The sequence below is a fragment of the Pseudomonas sp. GV047 genome (genome assembly GCF_003058245.1).
Taxonomy (GTDB): Bacteria; Pseudomonadota; Gammaproteobacteria; order Pseudomonadales; family Pseudomonadaceae; genus Aquipseudomonas; species Aquipseudomonas marginalis.
In genome coordinates this window covers 244310-262764 of sequence record NZ_QCWA01000005.1, presented here as the reverse complement: position 1 = coordinate 262764, position 18455 = coordinate 244310, and the positions used below count along the sequence as shown (strand labels likewise).

Below are 18455 nucleotides of genomic sequence, written 5' to 3'. Positions count from 1 at the left end.
ATGCGCTCCGAGCAAGCCTTAATGGACTAACGTACTAGATGTCTATAGGACAACACCCTCGGATAGATTAATCTAGGCCGGTTTTTTTGCCCGCCGCCGGAGCCTTTCCCATGCCCACTCGCGAGATCCGCCACCCGCTGATCCGACACAAACTCGGCCTTATGCGCCGTGCCGACATCAGCACGAAGAATTTCCGTGAGCTTGCTCAGGAAGTCGGAGCGCTGCTCACTTACGAAGCCACCAAAGATTTGCCCCTGGAAACCTACGACATCGAAGGTTGGGCTGGCACCGTCCAGGTCGAGAAAATCGCCGGTAAGAAAATTACCGTGGTGCCGATCCTGCGTGCCGGTATCGGCATGCTCGAAGGCGTGCTCAGCCTGATCCCGGGCGCCAAGGTCAGCGCCGTCGGCGTCGCCCGCAACGAAGAAACCCTGCAGGCCCACACCTACCTGGAAAAACTCGTACCGGAAATCAACGAGCGCCTGGCCATGATCATCGACCCGATGCTCGCTACCGGCAGCTCCATGGTTGCCACCATCGACCTGCTGAAAAAAGCCGGTTGCCGGGACATCCGTGCCATGGTGCTGGTGGCCGCGCCCGAAGGCATCGCCGCCGTCGAGAAAGCCCACCCGGACGTGCAGATCTACACCGCCTCCATCGATGAGCGCCTGAACGAACACGGTTACATCATCCCAGGCCTGGGCGATGCCGGTGACAAGATCTTCGGCACCAAGCAGAAGGACGCGTGAGCATGCAGGATGAGTTCAACGACCCGCTTTGGCGCCAGATCCTGTCTGGCGCACAGATGCTCTTCGTAGCATTTGGCGCGCTGGTGTTGATGCCACTGATCACAGGTCTTGATCCAAACGTCGCCCTGTTCACCGCCGGCCTGGGCACGTTGTTGTTCCAGCTGGTGACAGGACGGCAGGTGCCGGTCTTCCTGGCGTCGAGCTTTGCCTTCATTACCCCGATCATTCTTGCCAAGGGCCAGTTCGGCCTCGCGGCGACCATGGGCGGGGTGATGGCGGCCGGTTTTGTCTATACCTTCCTCGGCCTGGCCGTGAAGATCAAAGGCACCGGTTTCATCGACCGCCTGTTGCCACCTGTGGTGATCGGCCCGGTGATCATTTCCATCGGCCTGGCCATGGCACCGATTGCCGCGAACATGGCGATGGGTAAATCCGGCGATGGCGCCGAGTTGATTCATTACCAGACGGCGATGATGATCTCGATGCCGGCGCTGCTGACCACGTTGATCGTCGCGGTGTTCGGCAAGGGCATTTTCCGCCTGGTGCCGATCATCTCCGGCGTGCTGGTGGGCTTTGCCATGGCGCTCTACTTCGGCGTGGTCGACACGGCGAAGATCGCCGCAGCACCGTGGTTCGCCCTGCCCCACTTCACCGCGCCGGAGTTCAACTGGCAGGCGATCCTGTTTATCGTCCCGGTGGCCCTGGCCCCGGCGATCGAACATATCGGCGGCGTGATTGCGGTGGGCAGCGTGACCGGTCGCGACTACCTGAAGAAACCTGGCCTGCACCGCACCCTGCTCGGTGACGGGATCGCCACCACGGCCGCCGGCCTGTTTGGCGGCCCGCCGAACACCACCTACGCCGAAGTGACGGGCGCGGTGATGCTGACCAAGAACTACAACCCGAAGATCATGACCTGGGCGGCAGTGTTTGCCATCAGCCTGGCGTTCATCGGCAAATTCGGTGCACTGCTGCAAAGCATCCCGGTACCGGTTATGGGCGGGATCCTGTGCCTGCTGTTCGGCTCGATTGCCGCGGTGGGGATGAACACCTTGATCCGCCACAGGATTGACCTGGGTGAGGCGCGCAATCTGGTGATTGTGTCGGTAACCCTGGTGTTCGGGATTGGCGGGGTGCTGGTGGGGACCGGGACCGGTCCGGATGACTTCGGCCTGAAGGGCATTGCCCTGTGTGCGGTGGTAGCGATTGGCCTGAACCTGTTGCTGCCGGGCAATGATGGCTGGAAGAACAAGAAGCCGGATGAGCCGCTGATCTAACACATATGGCAGAACCTAATGTGGGAGGGGGCTTGCTCCCGATGGCAGTGTGTCAGTCAATTCATTAGCTGACTGACACACCGCTATCGGGGGCAAGCCCCCTCCCACATTTTTTGATCTTCAGTTTGGCTTAGAGCTCACCCAACCCATCGATCAGCGCCTGGTTCTGCTCCGGCGTACCGATGCTGATCCGCAGGAACTGGGCAATCCGCTCCTGCTTGAAGTGCCGCACGATCACCCCTTGCTCACGCAGCTTGGCCGCCAGGCCGGCTGCGTCGTGCCGTGGGTGGCGGGCAAAGATGAAGTTGGCCGCTGACGGCAACACTTCAAAGCCTTTACCTTCCAGTTGCGCGACCACCTTGTTGCGGTTGTCGATGACCAGTTGGCACGTCTTGTCGAAGTACGCCCGGTCCTCGAACGCCGCCGCCGCGCCGACAATCGCCAGGCGATCCAGCGGGTAGGAGTTGAAGCTGTTCTTGACCCGCTCCAGCGCTTCGATGAGGTCCGGGTGGCCCACGGCCAGGCCCACGCGCAAACCGGCCAGTGAGCGCGATTTGGACAGGGTCTGGGTCACCAGCAGGTTCGGGTAACGGTCCACCAGGCTGATGGCTGTTTCGCCGCCAAAGTCGATATAGGCTTCATCGACCACCACCACCGAATCCGGGCTGGCCTTGAGGATCTGCTCTACGGCGTCCAGCGCCAGCACGCAGCCGGTGGGCGCGTTCGGGTTGGGGAAGATGATCCCGCCGTTGGGCCTGGCATAGTCCGCTACGCGGATCTGGAACTGCTCGTCCAACGGCACCGGGTCGGACTTGATGCCGTAGAGGCCGCAGTACACCGGATAGAAGCTGTAGCTGATATCCGGGAACAGCAACGGCAGCTCGTGCTGGAACAGGCCGTGGAAGATGTGCGCCAGGACTTCGTCGGAGCCGTTACCGAGGAACACCTTGCCGGCGTCGATCCCGTAGTACTTGGCCACGGCCTGCTTGAGCAGGTCGCTGTTGGGGTCCGGGTACAGGCGCAGGTTGTCGTTCAACTCGGCCTGCATCGCAGCCAGCGCCTTGGGCGACGGGCCGTAGGGGTTTTCATTGGTGTTGAGCTTGACCAGTCTGGTCAGCTTCGGTTGCTCGCCGGGCACGTAAGGCACGAGGTCCTTGACGAAGGGGCTCCAGAATTTGCTCATGTGTTATTTCCCCTCTTCCAGGATTCGATACTCAGCGCTACGGGCGTGGGCGCTCAAGGATTCACCACGGGCCAGCACCGAAGCGGTCTTGCCCAATTCGGAAGCGCCTTGTGGCGAGCAGAAGATGATCGACGAACGCTTCTGGAAGTCATACACCCCCAGCGGCGACGAGAAGCGCGCGGTGCCGGACGTCGGCAGCACGTGGTTGGGGCCGGCGCAGTAGTCGCCCAGGGCTTCGCTGGTGTGGCGGCCCATGAAGATCGCACCCGCATGGCGAATCGACGGCAGCCAGGCCTGTGGATCGGCCACGGACAGCTCCAGGTGCTCCGGCGCGATACGGTTGGTCACTTCGATGGCCTGTTCCATGTCACGCACCAGGATCAGCGCGCCACGGCCATTGATCGACTTCTCGATGATCTCGGCGCGGTCCATGGTCGGCAGCAGCTTATTGATGCTGGCGGCGACCTTGTCGAGGAACTCGGCGTCCGGGCTGACCAGGATCGCCTGGGCGTCCTCGTCGTGCTCGGCCTGGGAGAACAGGTCCATGGCGATCCAGTCCGGATCGGTCTGGCCGTCGCACACCACGAGAATTTCCGACGGGCCGGCGATCATGTCGATACCGACCTGGCCGAACACGTGGCGCTTGGCAGTGGCCACGTAGATGTTGCCGGGGCCGACCACCTTGTCGACCTTCGGCACGCTTTCAGTGCCATAAGCCAGGGCGGCAACCGCTTGGGCACCGCCGATGGTGAACACGCGGTCGACACCGGCAATGCAGGCGGCAGCCAGTACCAGTTCGTTGATTTCACCGCGCGGGGTCGGTACCACCATGACCACTTCGGTCACGCCGGCCACCTTGGCGGGAATCGCGTTCATCAATACCGACGAGGGGTACGAGGCTTTACCACCCGGCACGTACAAGCCGGCACGGTCAAGCGGTGTGACCTTCTGGCCCAGTACGGTGCCGTCGGCCTCGGTGTAGCTCCAGGAATCCTGCTTCTGTTTTTCGTGGTAGCTGCGCACTCGGGTCGCGGCGACTTCGAGGGCCTGGCGCTGGGGCGCGGTGATGCGCGTCAGGGCCAGTTCCAGGCGTTCGCGGGGCAGGATCAGGTCGGACATGGACTTGACGTCCAGACCGTCGAACTGCCGGGTGAAATCCACCAGGGCCGCATCACCGCGCTCGCGCACGGCCTTGATAATGTCGAGGACCCGCTGGTTGACCGAGTCGTCGGACACGCTTTCCCAGCTCAGCAGATGATCCAGATGATGGGCGAAATCCGGGTCGGCAGCGTTGAGTCGGGCAATTGCAGTGGACGTGGTCATAGCGAGGGCCTCAATAGAATTGGCAAAAACTCAGGCGCCCTAAACTAGCAGTCGTTTCCGCTTGGGCACCTGAGAATTCTGGCTATGAGGCGGATAGACGGGCGCAGCTTTTCAGCTACGCGGGTGAGTCAACCGCGGTGTCGAGACTCCACTGCCTGGCGCAGGGTGTCGATCAACGCCTGGATACGGGCGTGCTGCATCTTCATCGACGCTTTGTTGACGATCAGCCGAGAGCTGATGTCGGCGATAAAGTCCTGTGGTTCGAGACCGTTGGCACGCAGGGTGTTGCCGGTGTCGACCACGTCGATGATCTTGTCGGCCAGGCCGATAAGCGGCGCCAGCTCCATCGAGCCGTAGAGCTTGATGATGTCGACCTGGCGGCCTTGCTCGGCGTAGTAGCGCTTGGCGACGTTGACGAACTTGGTGGCCACGCGCAGGCGGCCTTTAGGCTCGACATCACCGACACGGCCGGCGGTCATCAGCTTGCACAGGGCAATGCGCAGGTCCAGCGGCTCGTACAGGCCTTGGCCGCCGTATTCCATCAACACGTCTTTACCGGCGACACCGAGGTCGGCCGCGCCATGTTCAACATAGGTCGGCACGTCGGTAGCCCGTACGATCAGCAGGCGAACGTCGTCCTGGGTCGTCGGGATGATCAGCTTGCGGCTCTTGTCCGGATTCTCGGTCGGCACGATGCCCGCTTCAGCCAGAAGCGGCAAAGTGTCGTCAAGGATGCGGCCCTTGGACAGTGCAATGGTCAACATGGGAAACGTCAGTCCTTCATCAGGCTATTGCTGTCCGGTCGCAAACGGCGCCAGACACAGATCGAGACCATGACAGCCTCGATTTGAAACAAACCAGTGTCTGTAGGAGCGAGCTTGCTCGCGAAAAACGTCAACGATAACGCGTTTATTCAGACTCAACGCGGTGCCCACGAGTTCTTCGCGAGCAAGCTCGCTCCTACAATGCAGTGGGACTAGCCCGGTACGCGGCGGATTTTCGCGCCGAGCATCTGCAGTTTTTCTTCGATGCACTCGTAACCACGGTCGATGTGGTAGATGCGGTCGATCAGGGTATCGCCTTCGGCGATCAGCGCCGAGATCACCAGGCTGGCCGAAGCGCGCAGGTCGGTGGCCATGACTGGCGCGCCCTTGAGCTTCTCGGTGCCGGTCACGATGGCAGTGTTGCCTTCGACCTGGATCTTCGCGCCCATGCGGTGCAGTTCGTACACGTGCATGAAGCGGTTTTCGAAGATGGTCTCGATCACGGCACCCGTGCCTTCGGCAATGGCGTTCAAGGAGATGAACTGCGCCTGCATGTCGGTCGGGAACGCTGGGTACGGAGCGGTACGCACGTTGACGGCTTTTGGCCGCTTGCCGTGCATGTTCAGCTCGATCCAGTCTTCACCGGTGGTGATTTCGGCACCGGCTTCGCGCAGTTTTTCCAGGACCGCTTCCAGGATGGTCGGATCGGTGTCCTTGACCTTGACGCGACCACCGGTGACGGCGGCAGCAACCAGGTAGGTACCGGTCTCGATACGGTCCGGCATCACTTTGTAGGTGGCCGGGTGCAGGCGTTTCACACCGTCGATGGTGATGGTGTCGGTGCCGGCGCCGGTGATGTTGGCACCCATGGCGATCAGGAAGTTGGCCAGGTCGACCACTTCAGGCTCGCGCGCAGCGTTTTGCAGCACACTGCGGCCGTTGGCCAAAGCAGCAGCCATCATGATGTTCTCGGTACCGGTCACACTGACGGTATCAAAGAAGAAGTTGGCACCACGCAGGCCGCCTTCCGGCGCCTTGGCCTTGATGTAGCCGCCTTCGACGTCGATGGTCGCGCCCATGGCCTCAAGGCCACGGATGTGCAGGTCCACCGGACGCGAGCCAATGGCGCAACCGCCAGGCAATGCGACTTCGGCTTCGCCGAAACGAGCGACCATCGGGCCCAGTACCAGGATCGACGCACGCATGGTCTTCACCAGTTCGTACGGGGCGATCAGGGTCTTGATGGTGCGCGGGTCGATTTCGACGGACAGCTTCTCGTCGATTACCGGCTCGATACCCATGCGACCAAACAGCTCGATCATGGTGGTGATGTCGTGCAGGTGCGGCAGGTTGGCCACGGTCACAGGGCCATCGCACAGCAGGGTCGCAGCCAGGATCGGCAAGGCAGAGTTTTTCGCACCGGAAATGCGAATCTCGCCATCAAGGCGGGCACCGCCGGTAATAATCAATTTATCCATAAGAATCTCGACGCCTTGGGGGCTCAGGTGCGCTCGGCCCAGGCCGCGCGGCTGAAAAATTTCATAGTGACCGCGTGGATGCTGCCATCGGTGATCCACGGGTTCAAATGGGCATAGATCTGCTGCTGACGCTTGACCGGGCTGAGTGCCGCCAGTTCATCGCTAATCACGTTCAGCTGGAAGTTGCAGCCTTCGCCTTCAACTTCTACGTTCGTATCCGGCAGCTTTCCTTCGAGAAAGCTTTTAACTTCTAGGGCCTGCATGATCAACCTCTATCGGCGCCCAGTGCGCACGGGTCGCACATCATACAAAAAAGCCCCGCGCCTGCGAACCCCGCATAGCAGGACTCTGACGGGGGGCTTTATCGATAATGTGTATTAAGGATGCGCCAACAGCTCGGTCAAACCGGAAACTTCGGCGATTTCACGCATGTCTTCGGGCAATGCACGAAGGGTGACCGGCTTTTTGGCCGCTTCGGCATCGCGCATGAAACACAGCAGCAACGACAAGCCGACACTGCTGGACTTGGTTACCGCCGAGCAATCCAGCACCAGCGCAGGGGCCGTGCTGGTCTTGATCAGCGCCTGGCCCTGCTTGCGCAGGTCAGGCCCGGTGCGGTAATCGAGCACGCCGCTGAGGAACAGCTCGCCCGCGTCGCCGAGACGAACAGCCGACTCGGTCATTGCGCAGGTTTCCCGGCGGCTTTATCGGTCTCTTCCTTGGCCTTGGCGACTTCACCGGCCCAACCATTGATGGTTTTGTCCAGGTCGTTGCCATTGCGCTGCATGGCGTCGGCGAACTGGTCACGGAACAGCTTGCCGATGTTGATGCCGTTGATGATCACATTGCGCAGTTTCCACTCGCCATTGATCTTCTCCAGCGTGTACTGCACAGGGTAGACGGCACCATTGTTGCCCTTGACGCTCATGTTGACACTGGTGCGGTCACCCGACTCATCCCCGGCGGGAGCGACGGTAATGCCCTGGTTGTTGTACTCGAGCAAAGCGTTGCCATAGAACTGGAACAGGCCGCGCTTGAAGTTCTCCTGGAACGTCTGCATTTGCGCAGGGGTGGCCTTGCGCGAATATTTGACCGTCATGATGCTGCGAGAAATGCCTTCAGCATCGACGACCGGGCCCACGATGCTGTTCAGCGCCTCGTAGAATTTGCTCGGGTCTTGCTTGTACTGCTCTTTATTGGCAGTCAGGTCAGCCAACATCCTGTTGGTAGTGTCCTGCACCAGTTCGTGCGCAGAACCCGCTGCGTTGGCCATCAACGGCAGCGCTGCCAGCAGTACCAGGAGGCCACGTCGCAAGGTAGAGATCATGTACAGATTCCTCATTTGGCGTCTTTATTGACCGTATTGAGCAGGAATTTACCGATCAGGTCTTCAAGTACCAGCGACGACTGCGTGTCGTGGATGGTCGAGCCATCCTTGAGCAGGGCTGTTTCCCCGCCCACGCTGACACCGATGTACTTCTCGCCCAGCAGGCCCGCAGTGAGGATAGATGCAGTGGAGTCGGTCGGCAGATTATCTACCTTCTTGTCCAGTTGCATCGTCACTCGACCGGTGAAGCTGTCGCGATCCAGATCGATTGCCGTGACCTTGCCGATGGTCACACCGGCCATGGTCACTTTAGCTCTGACAGTCAAACCGGCGATATTGTCGAAGTACGCGTAAAGTTTATAAGTATCGGCGGTGGGGCTGGCCGAAAGGCCGCTGACTCGCAGGGCCAGCAACAGTAAAGCCAGGATGCCAGCCAGCAAGAAAAGGCCGACACCGATTTCCACAGTGCGGTTTTGCATCAGAAATCTCCAAACATCAAGGCGGTCAAAATGAAGTCAAGGCCCAGTACTGCCAACGAGGCGTACACAACGGTCTTGGTGGTGGCGCGACTGATCCCTTCTGAAGTGGGCTCACAGTCGTAGCCTTGGAATACGGCGATCCAGGTCACTACAAAGGCGAAGACGATGCTCTTTATGATGCCGTTGAGCACGTCACCGCTGAAGGTCACGCTGTTTTGCATGTTGGCCCAGTAGGAGCCGTCATAGACGCCCAGCCAGTCCACCGCCACCCACGAGCCGCCCCAGATACCAACCACGCTGAAGATCATCGCCAGCAACGGCAGGGAAATAAAGCCGGCCCACAGGCGCGGGGCAACAATGTACTTGAGCGGGTCCACGCCGATCATTTCCAGGCTGGACAACTGCTCGGTGGACTTCATGTTGCCGATTTCGGCGGTCAACGCGGAACCCGCACGCCCGGCGAACAGCAACGCGGTCACGACCGGCCCCAGTTCACGCAGCAGCGTCAGGGCAACCATCTGCCCCACCGCCTGCTCCGAACCGTAGCTGGACAGGATATTGAAGCCCTGCAACGCCAGCACCATCCCGATGAACACCCCGGAGACGACAATGATCACCAGGGACATCACGCCCACCGAATGCAGTTGCTTGATCAACAGGCCGAAGCCGCCACCAATGCCACCGCGGCCGAGCAACGCGTGAAACAGGAAAATCGTCGAGCGGCCCAGCACTTCGACGATGTCGATACCGGATCGACCGAAAAGGCGAACCTTCTCGATGAGAGATGTCTTGCGCATCAGCGCTTCCCCAGAAGGTCTGAGCGGTAATCCGCTGCCGGAAAGTGAAAAGGCACAGGGCCATCGGGATCGCCGGTCATGAATTGGCGAATACGCGGGTTGTCGGCGTTCATCAGTTCTTCAGGCGTACCCTGCCCCAGCACCTGGCCATCGCCGACTACATAAAGGTAATCGGCAATGCTCGCGGTTTCTGCAAGGTCGTGGGAGACCACGATGCTGGTGATACCCAGCGCATCGTTGAGCAGACGGATCAGGCGTACCAGCACGCCCATGGCAATCGGATCCTGGCCGACGAAGGGCTCGTCGTACATGAGGATCTGCGGGTCGAGGGCAATGGCGCGCGCCAGGGCCACGCGGCGCTTCATGCCGCCGGACAGTTCGTCGGGCATCAGGTCGATGGCGCCGCGAAGGCCCACGGCCTGCAATTTCAGCAACACAATGTCACGAATCATTTCATCGGACAGCTGGGTATGCACCCGCAACGGAAACGCCACGTTCTCGAACACATCCAGGTCGGTAAACAGCGCGCCGCTCTGGAACAGCACCCCCATATGCTTGCGCGCATCGAACAGATCGCTGCGCGACAGTGTCGGCAGGTTCTGGCCGTTGACCCATACTTCACCGGCGCTGGGGCGCAATTGCATGCCCATCAGACGCAGCAGCGTGGTCTTGCCGCAACCGGACGGCCCCATGATGCCCGTGACCTTGCCGCGGGGAATGCGAATATCGACGTTATTGAAGATGCTGCGCGTCCCGCGCTTGAAGGTCAGTCCCTTCAGCTCGACCGCGTAGGCGTTATCGGCACTCATCTAAACTCCTTGGGATGCAGCCTCTCACTCAGACACCATGCATGCGACAAACGTTTGCAACGGTGACGCATATAGATAGCCACATGGGCTGGGCGGACCGAACTGGCGGCGAACTATATCACTGCTGGTACAGGGCGCCCAAGGCCGGAACTGCGCTAGTTCAGTTTAAGGACAGGGAAAAAACGTTGCTGGCTATGTTACTGAGGATCGATCTCAGGCATTCGTTGAATAAAGCCTGACGAACTTGCGTGAGGGAATTGATCATTACCGCTATAATCGCCGACTTTTCGTCAGGCTATACGACTTCAGACATGAGCCAATCCAGCGACCTTATTCAATCCGCGCAACGCACCATCCGCCTCGAAGTTGAAGCCGTAGAAGGCTTGCTGGCCCATATCGACGCAGATTTCGTACGCGCCTGCGAGATGATCCTGGCCAGCAAGGGCCGTGTTGTCGTGGTCGGCATGGGCAAATCGGGCCACGTCGGCAACAAGATCGCCGCCACCCTGGCCAGCACCGGGACCACCGCATTTTTCGTGCATCCGGCCGAAGCCAGTCACGGCGACATGGGCATGATCACCAAGGATGACATCATCCTGGCGCTGTCCAACTCCGGCACCACCAACGAAATCGTGACCCTGCTGCCGCTGATCAAGCGCCTGGGCATCAAGATGATCAGCCTCACCGGCAACCCGGAATCCACCCTGGCCAAGGCCGCCGACGTGAACCTGAATGTTCACGTGGACCACGAGGCCTGCCCGCTGAACCTGGCGCCGACCTCCTCCACCACCGCCGCCCTGGTCATGGGCGACGCCCTGGCCGTGGCGCTGCTGGAAGCCCGTGGATTCACCGCTGAAGACTTCGCATTTTCCCACCCGGGTGGCGCCCTGGGCCGCCGCCTGCTGCTGAAAGTGGAAAACGTCATGCATTCGGGCGAGGAATTGCCCCACGTCCAGCGCGGCACTCTGCTGAAGGACGCGCTGATGGAAATGACCCGCAAGGGCCTGGGCATGACCGTGATCCTGGAAGCCGACGGGCGCCTGGCCGGGGTATTCACTGACGGTGACCTGCGCCGCACCCTGGACCGCACCATCGATATCCGTACCGCGACCATCGACGCCGTGATGACCCCCCATGGCAAGACTGCACGCCCTGAAATGCTGGCAGCCGAAGCATTGAAGATCATGGAAGACCACAAGATCGGCGCGCTGGTGGTGGTCGATAGCGACGACCACCCGGTGGGCGCCCTGAACATGCACGACTTGCTGCGTGCGGGAGTGATGTAAATGACCAGCGACCTGTTGCAACGCGGCAAACACATCAAACTGGCGATTTTCGACGTTGACGGCGTGCTGACCGATGGCCGCCTGTACTTTCTCGAAGACGGCAGCGAATTCAAGACGTTCAATACCCTCGACGGCCAGGGCATCAAGATGCTGATGGCTTCGGGCGTGCAAACGGCGATTATCAGCGGCAGAAAAACCCCCGTTGTGGAACGCCGCGCACAAAACCTCGGTATTCCTCACCTGTATCAGGGCCGCGAGGATAAACTGGTGGTTCTGGACGAGCTTCTTGGCCAACTCAACCTAAGCTATGAGCAGGTCGCCTATCTGGGCGATGATCTGCCCGACTTGCCGGTCATTCGCCGAGTGGGCCTGGGAATGGCTGTCGCCAATGCGGCGACGTTTGTTCGCGAGCACGCCCATGGCGTCACCACCGCCCGTGGCGGCGAAGGTGCCGCCCGCGAGTTCTGTGAACTGATCCTGCGAGCCCAGGGCAGTCTTGAAGCGGCCCACGCCGCCTACCTATAGAGCGTTTTATGCTGAGTAAAAAGATTCGCAACTTCCTGCTATTCGGAGTCATCGCCGCGCTGTTCCTCGCGGTGGGCTACTGGAATATCAGCCCGGGGCGCTTCCTCGACCAGCCTGCAGCGCAGGTTGAAGAAGGGGCTATCGACTATTACGCAACCAATGCCTACAGCGTGCAGTTCCTGCCTGACGGCAAGGTGCAGTACGAAATGACCTCGGACAAAGTCGAGCATTTGAAGGCCACCGAAGTCACCCTGCTGACTAACCCGGACCTGAACCTGTACCGCGGCACCGAGTTCCCATGGCATGTCACGAGCAAGCGTGGCGAGGTGAACCCGGACGGCACCGAGGTAGAACTGATTGACTCGGTACGCGTTGCGCGTACTGACGCCAAAAAACGTGACACCGTGATTACCAGCAGTCGCATGACCGTATTCCCACAGAAGCAATATGCGCAGACCGAGCAAGACGTTAGAATCGACGGCGCTGGCGGTGTATCGACTGGCAAGGGAATGAAAGCGTATTTGAAAGAAAGCAGGATACACCTGCTATCGAACGTAAGAGGACAGTATGAGGCTCGTTAAAACTCTCCCTATTTTGCTCGGTCTGGGCGCAGCACTGGGAAGCGTGAGCGCCTGGGCTCTGCCGAACGATAGCCAGCAACCGATCCACATCTCGGCTGACGATGCGCAACTGGATGACAAGCAAGGCGTCGCCACCTATACCGGCGGCGTGATCATCACCCAGGGCTCGATGAAGATCACCGGCAACACGGTGACACTGACGCGCACCCAGGCGGGCGATATCGACGTGGTGACTTCGGTGGGCAACCTGGCGTACTTCGAACAGAAGCAGTCGGCTACCGACACCGGCCCGATGAAGGGCTACGGCAAGACCATCCAGTATCACGCCCAGCAGAATCGCATCGTGCTGATCGACCAGGCCAAGGTACTCAGCCCCGATGGCAACTCCACGGAAGGCGAGAAGATCACCTATGACACCGTGAAGCAGATCGCCAACGCCGGTCGCGCCAACGGCAGCAAGGTCACCGCGCCACGCCCACGTATCGACATGGTTATCCAGCCGAAGAAGAAGGCCGAGTAATGGCAACCCTGAAAGCCCAGCATCTGGCCAAGGCCTATAAAAGCCGTCAGGTCGTGCGCGACGTCAGCCTGTCGATCGACAGCGGCCAGATCGTCGGCTTGCTTGGCCCTAACGGCGCCGGCAAGACCACCTGCTTCTACATGATCGTCGGCCTGGTCCAGGCGGACCAAGGTCGCGTACTGATCGACGACCTGGATGTGAGCCACCAGCCAATGCACGGCCGTGCCCGCGCAGGTATCGGCTATCTTCCGCAGGAAGCGTCGATCTTCCGCAAGCTGTCGGTATCCGACAACATCATGGCCATCCTTGAAACCCGCAAGGAACTCGACCGTGAAGGCCGCCGCAAAGAATTGGAAAGCCTGCTGCAGGAATTCCACATCAACCACATTCGCGACAACCTTGGCATGAGCCTGTCCGGTGGTGAGCGTCGTCGCGTGGAAATCGCCCGCGCCCTGGCCACTGCCCCCAAGTTCATCCTGCTGGACGAACCGTTTGCCGGCGTCGACCCTATCTCGGTCGGCGACATCAAGCAGATCATCCACCACCTCAAGGCCAAGGGGATCGGTGTACTGATCACCGACCACAACGTGCGTGAGACCCTCGATATCTGCGAAACCGCGTATATCGTCAACGATGGCCAGCTGATCGCCGAGGGCGACTCTGCCACCATCCTGGCCAACGAACTGGTCAAGGAAGTGTACCTGGGTCACGAGTTCCGCCTGTAAGGCCGCCTGCAAAAACAAGGCGGTGGCAGGTCGTTTGCCCGATGCGCGGGAGTCAATGAAAACCTCCGGATTTTTATTGTTACCGCGCTCTAGGCAAAGCCCCCGATATCAGGCATATAATTTGCTTATGTTTGGCGCTCACGCGCCCTGTCGTGGATGGCGCATTGCGCCGGCGAATAAGGTGTTAAGCCCCTGCCATGAAACCATCGCTAGTCCTGAGAATGGGCCAGCAGCTGACGATGACACCGCAGCTGCAACAGGCCATCCGCCTGCTCCAATTGTCGACCCTGGACCTGCAACAGGAAATCCAGGAGGCCCTGGAGTCCAATCCGATGCTCGAACGCCAGGAAGAAGGCGACGACTTCGATAATGCAGACCCATTGGCCGACAACATCGAGCAAAAACCCAATTCCGACGTACAGGAACCCTCCTACCAGGAAACCGCCCCCACGGTGGATAACCTTGAGGAAGGCGATTGGAACGAACGCATTCCCAACGAACTCCCGGTGGACACCGCCTGGGAGGACGTCTACCAGACCAGCGCCAGCAGCCTGCCCAGCAATGACGATGACGAGTGGGACTTCACCACCCGCACTTCCGCCGGCGAGAGCCTGCAGAGCCATCTGCTGTGGCAACTGAACCTCGCGCCGATGTCGGACACCGATCGCCTGATCGCCGTGACCCTGATCGACTGCATCAATAACCAGGGTTACCTGGACGAGACCCTCGAAGAGATTCTCGAGGCCTTCGACCCGGAACTGGACATCGAGCTGGACGAAATCGAAGCGGTCCTGCACCGCATCCAACAGTTCGAGCCCGCCGGCATCGGTGCCCGCAACCTGAGCGAATGCCTGCTGCTGCAACTGCGCCAGCTGCCCGCCAAGACCCCATGGCTCGCCGAGGCCCAGCGCCTGGTCACCGACTATATCGACCTGCTGGGCAGCCGCGACTATAGCCAGTTGATGCGGCGCATGAAGCTCAAGGAAGACGACCTGCGCCAGGTCATCGAGCTGGTGCAAAGCCTCAACCCGCGTCCAGGCTCGCAGATCGAGTCCAGCGAAGCCGAATACGTCGTTCCCGACGTGATCGTGCGCAAGGACAACGAGCGCTGGTTGGTGGAACTGAACCAGGAGTCGGTGCCGCGCCTGCGGGTCAACCCGCAATATGCCGGTTTTGTGCGCCGTGCCGACACCAGCGCCGATAACACCTTCATGCGCAACCAGTTGCAGGAAGCGCGCTGGTTCATCAAGAGCCTGCAGAGCCGCAACGAAACCCTGATGAAAGTGGCCACCCAGATCGTCGAGCATCAGCGCGGCTTCCTGGAATATGGTGACGAGGCGATGAAACCGCTGGTCCTGCACGACATCGCAGAAGCGGTGGGCATGCACGAATCGACGATTTCCCGGGTGACCACACAAAAATTCATGCATACCCCACGGGGCATATATGAGCTGAAATACTTTTTCTCCAGTCATGTCAGCACATCCGAAGGCGGCGAATGCTCGTCCACGGCGATCCGCGCAATCATCAAAAAACTGGTTGCTGCGGAAAATCAGAAAAAGCCGTTGAGTGACAGCAAGATCGCTGGTTTACTGGAGGCACAAGGCATTCAGGTCGCCCGTCGAACCGTCGCCAAGTACCGCGAGTCCCTTGGGATCGCGCCTTCCAGCGAGCGTAAGCGTTTGATGTGACGGGCGGGCCACAGCGTTCCAGTGGCGGGTATTCCTACCCGCCGCTTTATGCACTGGCAACGAAGGAGAAGCTGTATGCAAGTCAACATCAGTGGACACCATGTAGAAGTCACCCCTCCACTACGCGACTACGTCGAGCAGAAGCTGAGGAAGCTTGAGGGTCATTTCGACAAGATCACCAACGTGCAGGTCATCATGAAGGTCGACAAGCTTCAGCAGAAAATCGAAGCGACTCTTCAGATACCCGGTGGAGAAGTGGTCGCCAATGCCGAACATGAAGACATGTATGCATCAATCGACTTGCTCACCGACAAGCTTGACCGCCAACTCAAAAAGCATAAGGAAAAGAATCTGAGCCTGCTCCAGGGCACAGGTCGTTAACTCTCCCCCCATGATCCGACTTGAAACCATCCTGACCCCCGGCCGTTCCCTCGTGAACGTGCCGGGCGGCAGCAAGAAGAAAGCCCTCGAACAAATTGCCAACCTGATCAGCAGCCAAGTGCCTGAGCTGGAGATGCAAGATGTCTTTGAGGCTCTGATTGCCCGTGAAAAACTCGGCTCCACCGGTTTTGGCAACGGCATCGCCATTCCCCACTGCCGCCTCAAAGGCTGCGAGACACCTGTCAGCGCCCTGCTGCACCTGGACGCACCTATCGATTTCGACGCGATCGACGGCGCCCCGGTAGACCTGCTGTTTGTTCTGCTGGTCCCACAGGCCGCCACCGACGCACACCTGGAACTGCTTAGGCAGATCGCAAGCATGCTCGACCGCAAGGAAGTACGCGACAAACTGCGCAGTGCCAGTAGCAACGAGGCGCTGTATCAAGTTGTCCTGGATGAGCAAAACGGGCAGTAATCATGCGTTTGATCATCGTCAGCGGCCGCTCCGGCTCGGGTAAAAGTACCGCCCTCAACGTCCTTGAGGACAACGGCTTCTATTGCATCGACAACCTGCCCGCCGGCCTGCTCCCGGAATTGGCGGAGCGGGCACTGATCCATACCGAATTGGCACAACCCCTGGTCGCCGTTTCGATTGACGCCCGCAACCTGCCGAGCCACCTCACGCGCTTTCCGGAATTGCTCGAAGAGGTGCGCGCCAAGCACATTCATTGCGATGTGCTGTATCTGGACGCCGACGAAGAAACCCTGCTCAAGCGCTTCTCAGAGACCCGCCGACGTCACCCCCTCAGCAGCCCGCACCGTTCCCTGGCCGAAGCCATCGAGGACGAAACCAAGCTGCTGGGGCCGATCATTGACCTCGCCGACCTCAAGATCAACACCACCAGCCTCAACCTGTACCAGTTGCGCGATGCCATCAAGCTCCGCCTGCTGAACCAGCCGGAGCCTGGCACGGCATTTCTGGTCGAGTCCTTTGGTTTCAAGCGTGGCATGCCGGTGGATGCCGACCTGGTGTTCGACGTGCGCTGCCTGCCCAATCCTTATTGGAAGCCGGAACTGCGCGACCAGTCGGGGCTGGATCAGCCTGTGGCCGATTACCTGGCCGCGCAACCGGATGTGGAGGAGATGTTCCAGGACATTTCCAGCTACCTGCTCAAATGGTTGCCGCGCTTTGCCGCGAGCAACCGAGCCTATGTCACCATTGCCATCGGCTGCACCGGCGGTCACCACCGCTCTGTCTACCTGACCGAGCGCCTGGGCCAGGTGCTGCAACAAACCCTCAAGAACGTCCAGGTTCGCCACCGCGACCTTAGCTGAAAGGAACACCCCCGCGATGCCCGCTCTGGAAATTGAAATCATCAACAAGCTGGGCCTGCATGCCCGCGCCTCGGCCAAATTCGTCGGTATTGCCGGGCAGTTCCCTTGCCAGATCCGCGCCGGGCGTACACCTGAGAGCATGGTCGATGGCAAAAGCATCATGGCGATGATGATGTTGGCGGCCGGCAAGGGCACCAAGATTCATTTGAGCACCGAGGGCGAGCAAGAGCAGGAAGCAATGGACGCCCTGGTGGCGCTGATCAACAACTTCTTTGATGAGGGTGAGTAACCCCTCCCCCCGCTGAGGCCTCACCCCAAGGCGGTATCCATCACCATCATCAAGCAGAACCCCATGCACAACCCCAGGCTCGCGAGTTTTTCGTGACCGTTGCGGCGCGACTCCGGGATCACTTCGTGGGTGACCACCAACAGCATCGCGCCAGCGGCCAGTGCCAGGCCCAACGGTAACAGCACCTCGGCCAGGGTCACCAGCCAGGCGCAAAGCACGGCGAACACCGGCTCTACCAAGCCTGACGCGGCGCCGATCAGGAACGCCCTGATCCGCGACATCCCTGCCCCAGCCAATACCAGCGCAATGACCAGGCCTTCGGGCACATCCTGCAAAGCAATGCCCATGGCCAAGCTGTCGGCATCCGGCATGCCGCCGCCGGCTGAGACGCCAACGGCCATGCCTTCGGGGATATTGTGGGCGATGATGGCAAACACGAACAGCCAGATACGCGGTGGAATCACCGGTTTATCCGGTGTGCCCACCAACATCTCCGGGCTGGCGCCGGAGACCTTGCGGTCCACCAGATACAGACCGAATGCCCCCAGCATGATGCCGAAGCTGATCAGCCCACCTGCCCCCCAGGGCGAAAGACCAAGGGCTTCGGCCGCAGCAATTCCCGGCACGACCAGCGAAAACGCGGTCGCCGCCAGCATCACACCGGCACCGAAGCCCAACAAGGTATCGCTCAACGCCACCGGCATCCGCCGAATCACCAAGACCGGAACCGCCCCCAGCGCCGTGCCAAGCGCGCAAATCGCCCCGCCCTGCAGGGCGCGCATGATGCGCGGTGCCAGATCCAGCCAGGCCAGCCCGTGGGCCACCAGCAATGCAGTACCTGCCAACAGCAGCAGCGAACCAAACGCATAACGAAACATTCGCACGCTGCTGATCGCCAGTGTTTCAGTGCCCATAGTCGGCCTTAGATCTTGTTAT

Annotated in this window: 23 protein-coding genes; 12 read left to right on the top strand and 11 right to left on the bottom strand. The window is 60.2% G+C overall.

Annotated features, from left to right (window positions below; genetic code table 11):
* Positions 1-110 precede the first annotated feature (110 nt).
* Together upp and C8K58_RS14940 are read left to right on the top strand one after the other, a co-directional pair.
* A complete protein-coding gene (upp, locus tag C8K58_RS14945) occupies positions 111-749 on the top strand; it encodes a uracil phosphoribosyltransferase (protein ID WP_027604798.1) in 639 nt (212 codons plus the stop codon).
* A gap of 2 nt (positions 750-751) precedes the next feature.
* Entirely contained in the window at positions 752-2026 is a 1275-nt protein-coding gene (locus C8K58_RS14940; RefSeq protein ID WP_108573893.1) for a uracil-xanthine permease family protein, read from the top strand.
* 130 nt (positions 2027-2156) lie between these two features.
* Here C8K58_RS14940 and hisC read toward each other — a convergent pair whose 3' ends face one another.
* The 10 genes from hisC to C8K58_RS14890 all read right to left on the bottom strand — a co-directional run bounded on the left by hisC (position 2157) and on the right by C8K58_RS14890 (position 10186).
* Complete coding sequence (hisC, locus tag C8K58_RS14935) at positions 2157-3209, bottom strand: histidinol-phosphate transaminase (protein WP_027604800.1); 1053 nt, start codon at positions 3207-3209, stop codon at positions 2157-2159.
* Between the two features lie 3 nt (positions 3210-3212).
* On the bottom strand, positions 3213-4532 hold the full coding sequence (gene hisD / locus C8K58_RS14930) for a histidinol dehydrogenase (RefSeq protein ID WP_027604801.1): 1320 nt from the start codon (positions 4530-4532) through the stop codon (positions 3213-3215).
* Positions 4533-4660: 128 nt separating this feature from the next.
* Positions 4661-5296 carry an ATP phosphoribosyltransferase gene (gene hisG / locus C8K58_RS14925; protein WP_027604802.1) on the bottom strand — a complete coding sequence of 212 codons (636 nt, stop codon included), beginning with the start codon at positions 5294-5296 and terminating at the stop codon, positions 4661-4663.
* A 212-nt stretch (positions 5297-5508) separates the two neighbouring features.
* The gene (murA, locus tag C8K58_RS14920; protein ID WP_024073479.1) at positions 5509-6774 is read right to left on the bottom strand and encodes a UDP-N-acetylglucosamine 1-carboxyvinyltransferase; all 1266 of its coding nucleotides are present in this window, start codon (positions 6772-6774) and stop codon (positions 5509-5511) included.
* Between the two features lie 23 nt (positions 6775-6797).
* On the bottom strand, positions 6798-7037 hold the full coding sequence (locus tag C8K58_RS14915) for a BolA family protein (protein WP_027604803.1): 240 nt from the start codon (positions 7035-7037) through the stop codon (positions 6798-6800).
* A 114-nt stretch (positions 7038-7151) separates the two neighbouring features.
* The gene (locus tag C8K58_RS14910; RefSeq protein WP_027604804.1) at positions 7152-7457 is read right to left on the bottom strand and encodes a lipid asymmetry maintenance protein MlaB; all 306 of its coding nucleotides are present in this window, start codon (positions 7455-7457) and stop codon (positions 7152-7154) included.
* A complete protein-coding gene (locus C8K58_RS14905; protein WP_027604805.1) occupies positions 7454-8101 on the bottom strand; it encodes a phospholipid-binding protein MlaC in 648 nt (215 codons plus the stop codon). The genes C8K58_RS14910 and C8K58_RS14905 overlap by 4 nt, the downstream gene beginning before the upstream one ends.
* Positions 8102-8112: 11 nt before the next feature.
* Positions 8113-8580 carry an outer membrane lipid asymmetry maintenance protein MlaD gene (mlaD, locus tag C8K58_RS14900; RefSeq protein WP_003171814.1) on the bottom strand — a complete coding sequence of 156 codons (468 nt, stop codon included), beginning with the start codon at positions 8578-8580 and terminating at the stop codon, positions 8113-8115.
* Positions 8580-9377: a lipid asymmetry maintenance ABC transporter permease subunit MlaE gene (mlaE, locus tag C8K58_RS14895; protein WP_010213107.1), complete on the bottom strand. Its 798-nt coding sequence runs from the start codon at positions 9375-9377 to the stop codon at positions 8580-8582. Before mlaE ends, mlaD begins: the two co-directional genes overlap by 1 nt.
* The gene (locus C8K58_RS14890) at positions 9377-10186 is read right to left on the bottom strand and encodes an ATP-binding cassette domain-containing protein (protein ID WP_003171811.1); all 810 of its coding nucleotides are present in this window, start codon (positions 10184-10186) and stop codon (positions 9377-9379) included. Before C8K58_RS14890 ends, mlaE begins: the two co-directional genes overlap by 1 nt.
* A gap of 311 nt (positions 10187-10497) precedes the next feature.
* Here C8K58_RS14890 and C8K58_RS14885 point away from each other — a divergent pair, with 311 nt between their 5' ends.
* The 10 genes from C8K58_RS14885 to C8K58_RS14840 all read left to right on the top strand — a co-directional run bounded on the left by C8K58_RS14885 (position 10498) and on the right by C8K58_RS14840 (position 17519).
* Positions 10498-11472: a KpsF/GutQ family sugar-phosphate isomerase gene (locus tag C8K58_RS14885; RefSeq protein ID WP_027604806.1), complete on the top strand. Its 975-nt coding sequence runs from the start codon at positions 10498-10500 to the stop codon at positions 11470-11472.
* Entirely contained in the window at positions 11473-11997 is a 525-nt protein-coding gene (locus C8K58_RS14880; RefSeq protein ID WP_027604807.1) for an HAD family hydrolase, read from the top strand.
* 8 nt (positions 11998-12005) lie between these two features.
* A complete protein-coding gene (gene lptC / locus C8K58_RS14875) occupies positions 12006-12578 on the top strand; it encodes an LPS export ABC transporter periplasmic protein LptC (RefSeq protein ID WP_027604808.1) in 573 nt (190 codons plus the stop codon).
* Complete coding sequence (gene lptA, locus C8K58_RS14870; RefSeq protein WP_027604809.1) at positions 12565-13098, top strand: lipopolysaccharide transport periplasmic protein LptA; 534 nt, start codon at positions 12565-12567, stop codon at positions 13096-13098. Before lptC ends, lptA begins: the two co-directional genes overlap by 14 nt.
* On the top strand, positions 13098-13823 hold the full coding sequence (gene lptB / locus C8K58_RS14865) for an LPS export ABC transporter ATP-binding protein (RefSeq protein WP_027604810.1): 726 nt from the start codon (positions 13098-13100) through the stop codon (positions 13821-13823). The genes lptA and lptB overlap by 1 nt, the downstream gene beginning before the upstream one ends.
* Before the next feature lie 197 nt (positions 13824-14020).
* Positions 14021-15514: an RNA polymerase factor sigma-54 gene (locus C8K58_RS14860; protein ID WP_027604811.1), complete on the top strand. Its 1494-nt coding sequence runs from the start codon at positions 14021-14023 to the stop codon at positions 15512-15514.
* A gap of 75 nt (positions 15515-15589) precedes the next feature.
* On the top strand, positions 15590-15895 hold the full coding sequence (hpf, locus tag C8K58_RS14855) for a ribosome hibernation-promoting factor, HPF/YfiA family (protein ID WP_027604812.1): 306 nt from the start codon (positions 15590-15592) through the stop codon (positions 15893-15895).
* Positions 15896-15905: 10 nt separating this feature from the next.
* Positions 15906-16370, top strand: a complete 465-nt coding sequence (gene ptsN, locus C8K58_RS14850) for a PTS IIA-like nitrogen regulatory protein PtsN (RefSeq protein ID WP_027604813.1) — start codon at positions 15906-15908, stop codon at positions 16368-16370.
* 2 nt (positions 16371-16372) lie between these two features.
* Positions 16373-17230, top strand: coding sequence for an RNase adapter RapZ (gene rapZ / locus C8K58_RS14845; RefSeq protein ID WP_027604814.1), 858 nt, complete (start codon positions 16373-16375; stop codon positions 17228-17230).
* A 16-nt stretch (positions 17231-17246) separates the two neighbouring features.
* A complete protein-coding gene (locus C8K58_RS14840) occupies positions 17247-17519 on the top strand; it encodes an HPr family phosphocarrier protein (RefSeq protein ID WP_027604815.1) in 273 nt (90 codons plus the stop codon).
* Between the two features lie 20 nt (positions 17520-17539).
* Here the strand turns inward: C8K58_RS14840 and C8K58_RS14835 are convergent, their stop codons facing one another.
* Positions 17540-18433: a ZIP family metal transporter gene (locus tag C8K58_RS14835; RefSeq protein ID WP_027604816.1), complete on the bottom strand. Its 894-nt coding sequence runs from the start codon at positions 18431-18433 to the stop codon at positions 17540-17542.
* Positions 18434-18455: the final 22 nt, after the last annotated feature.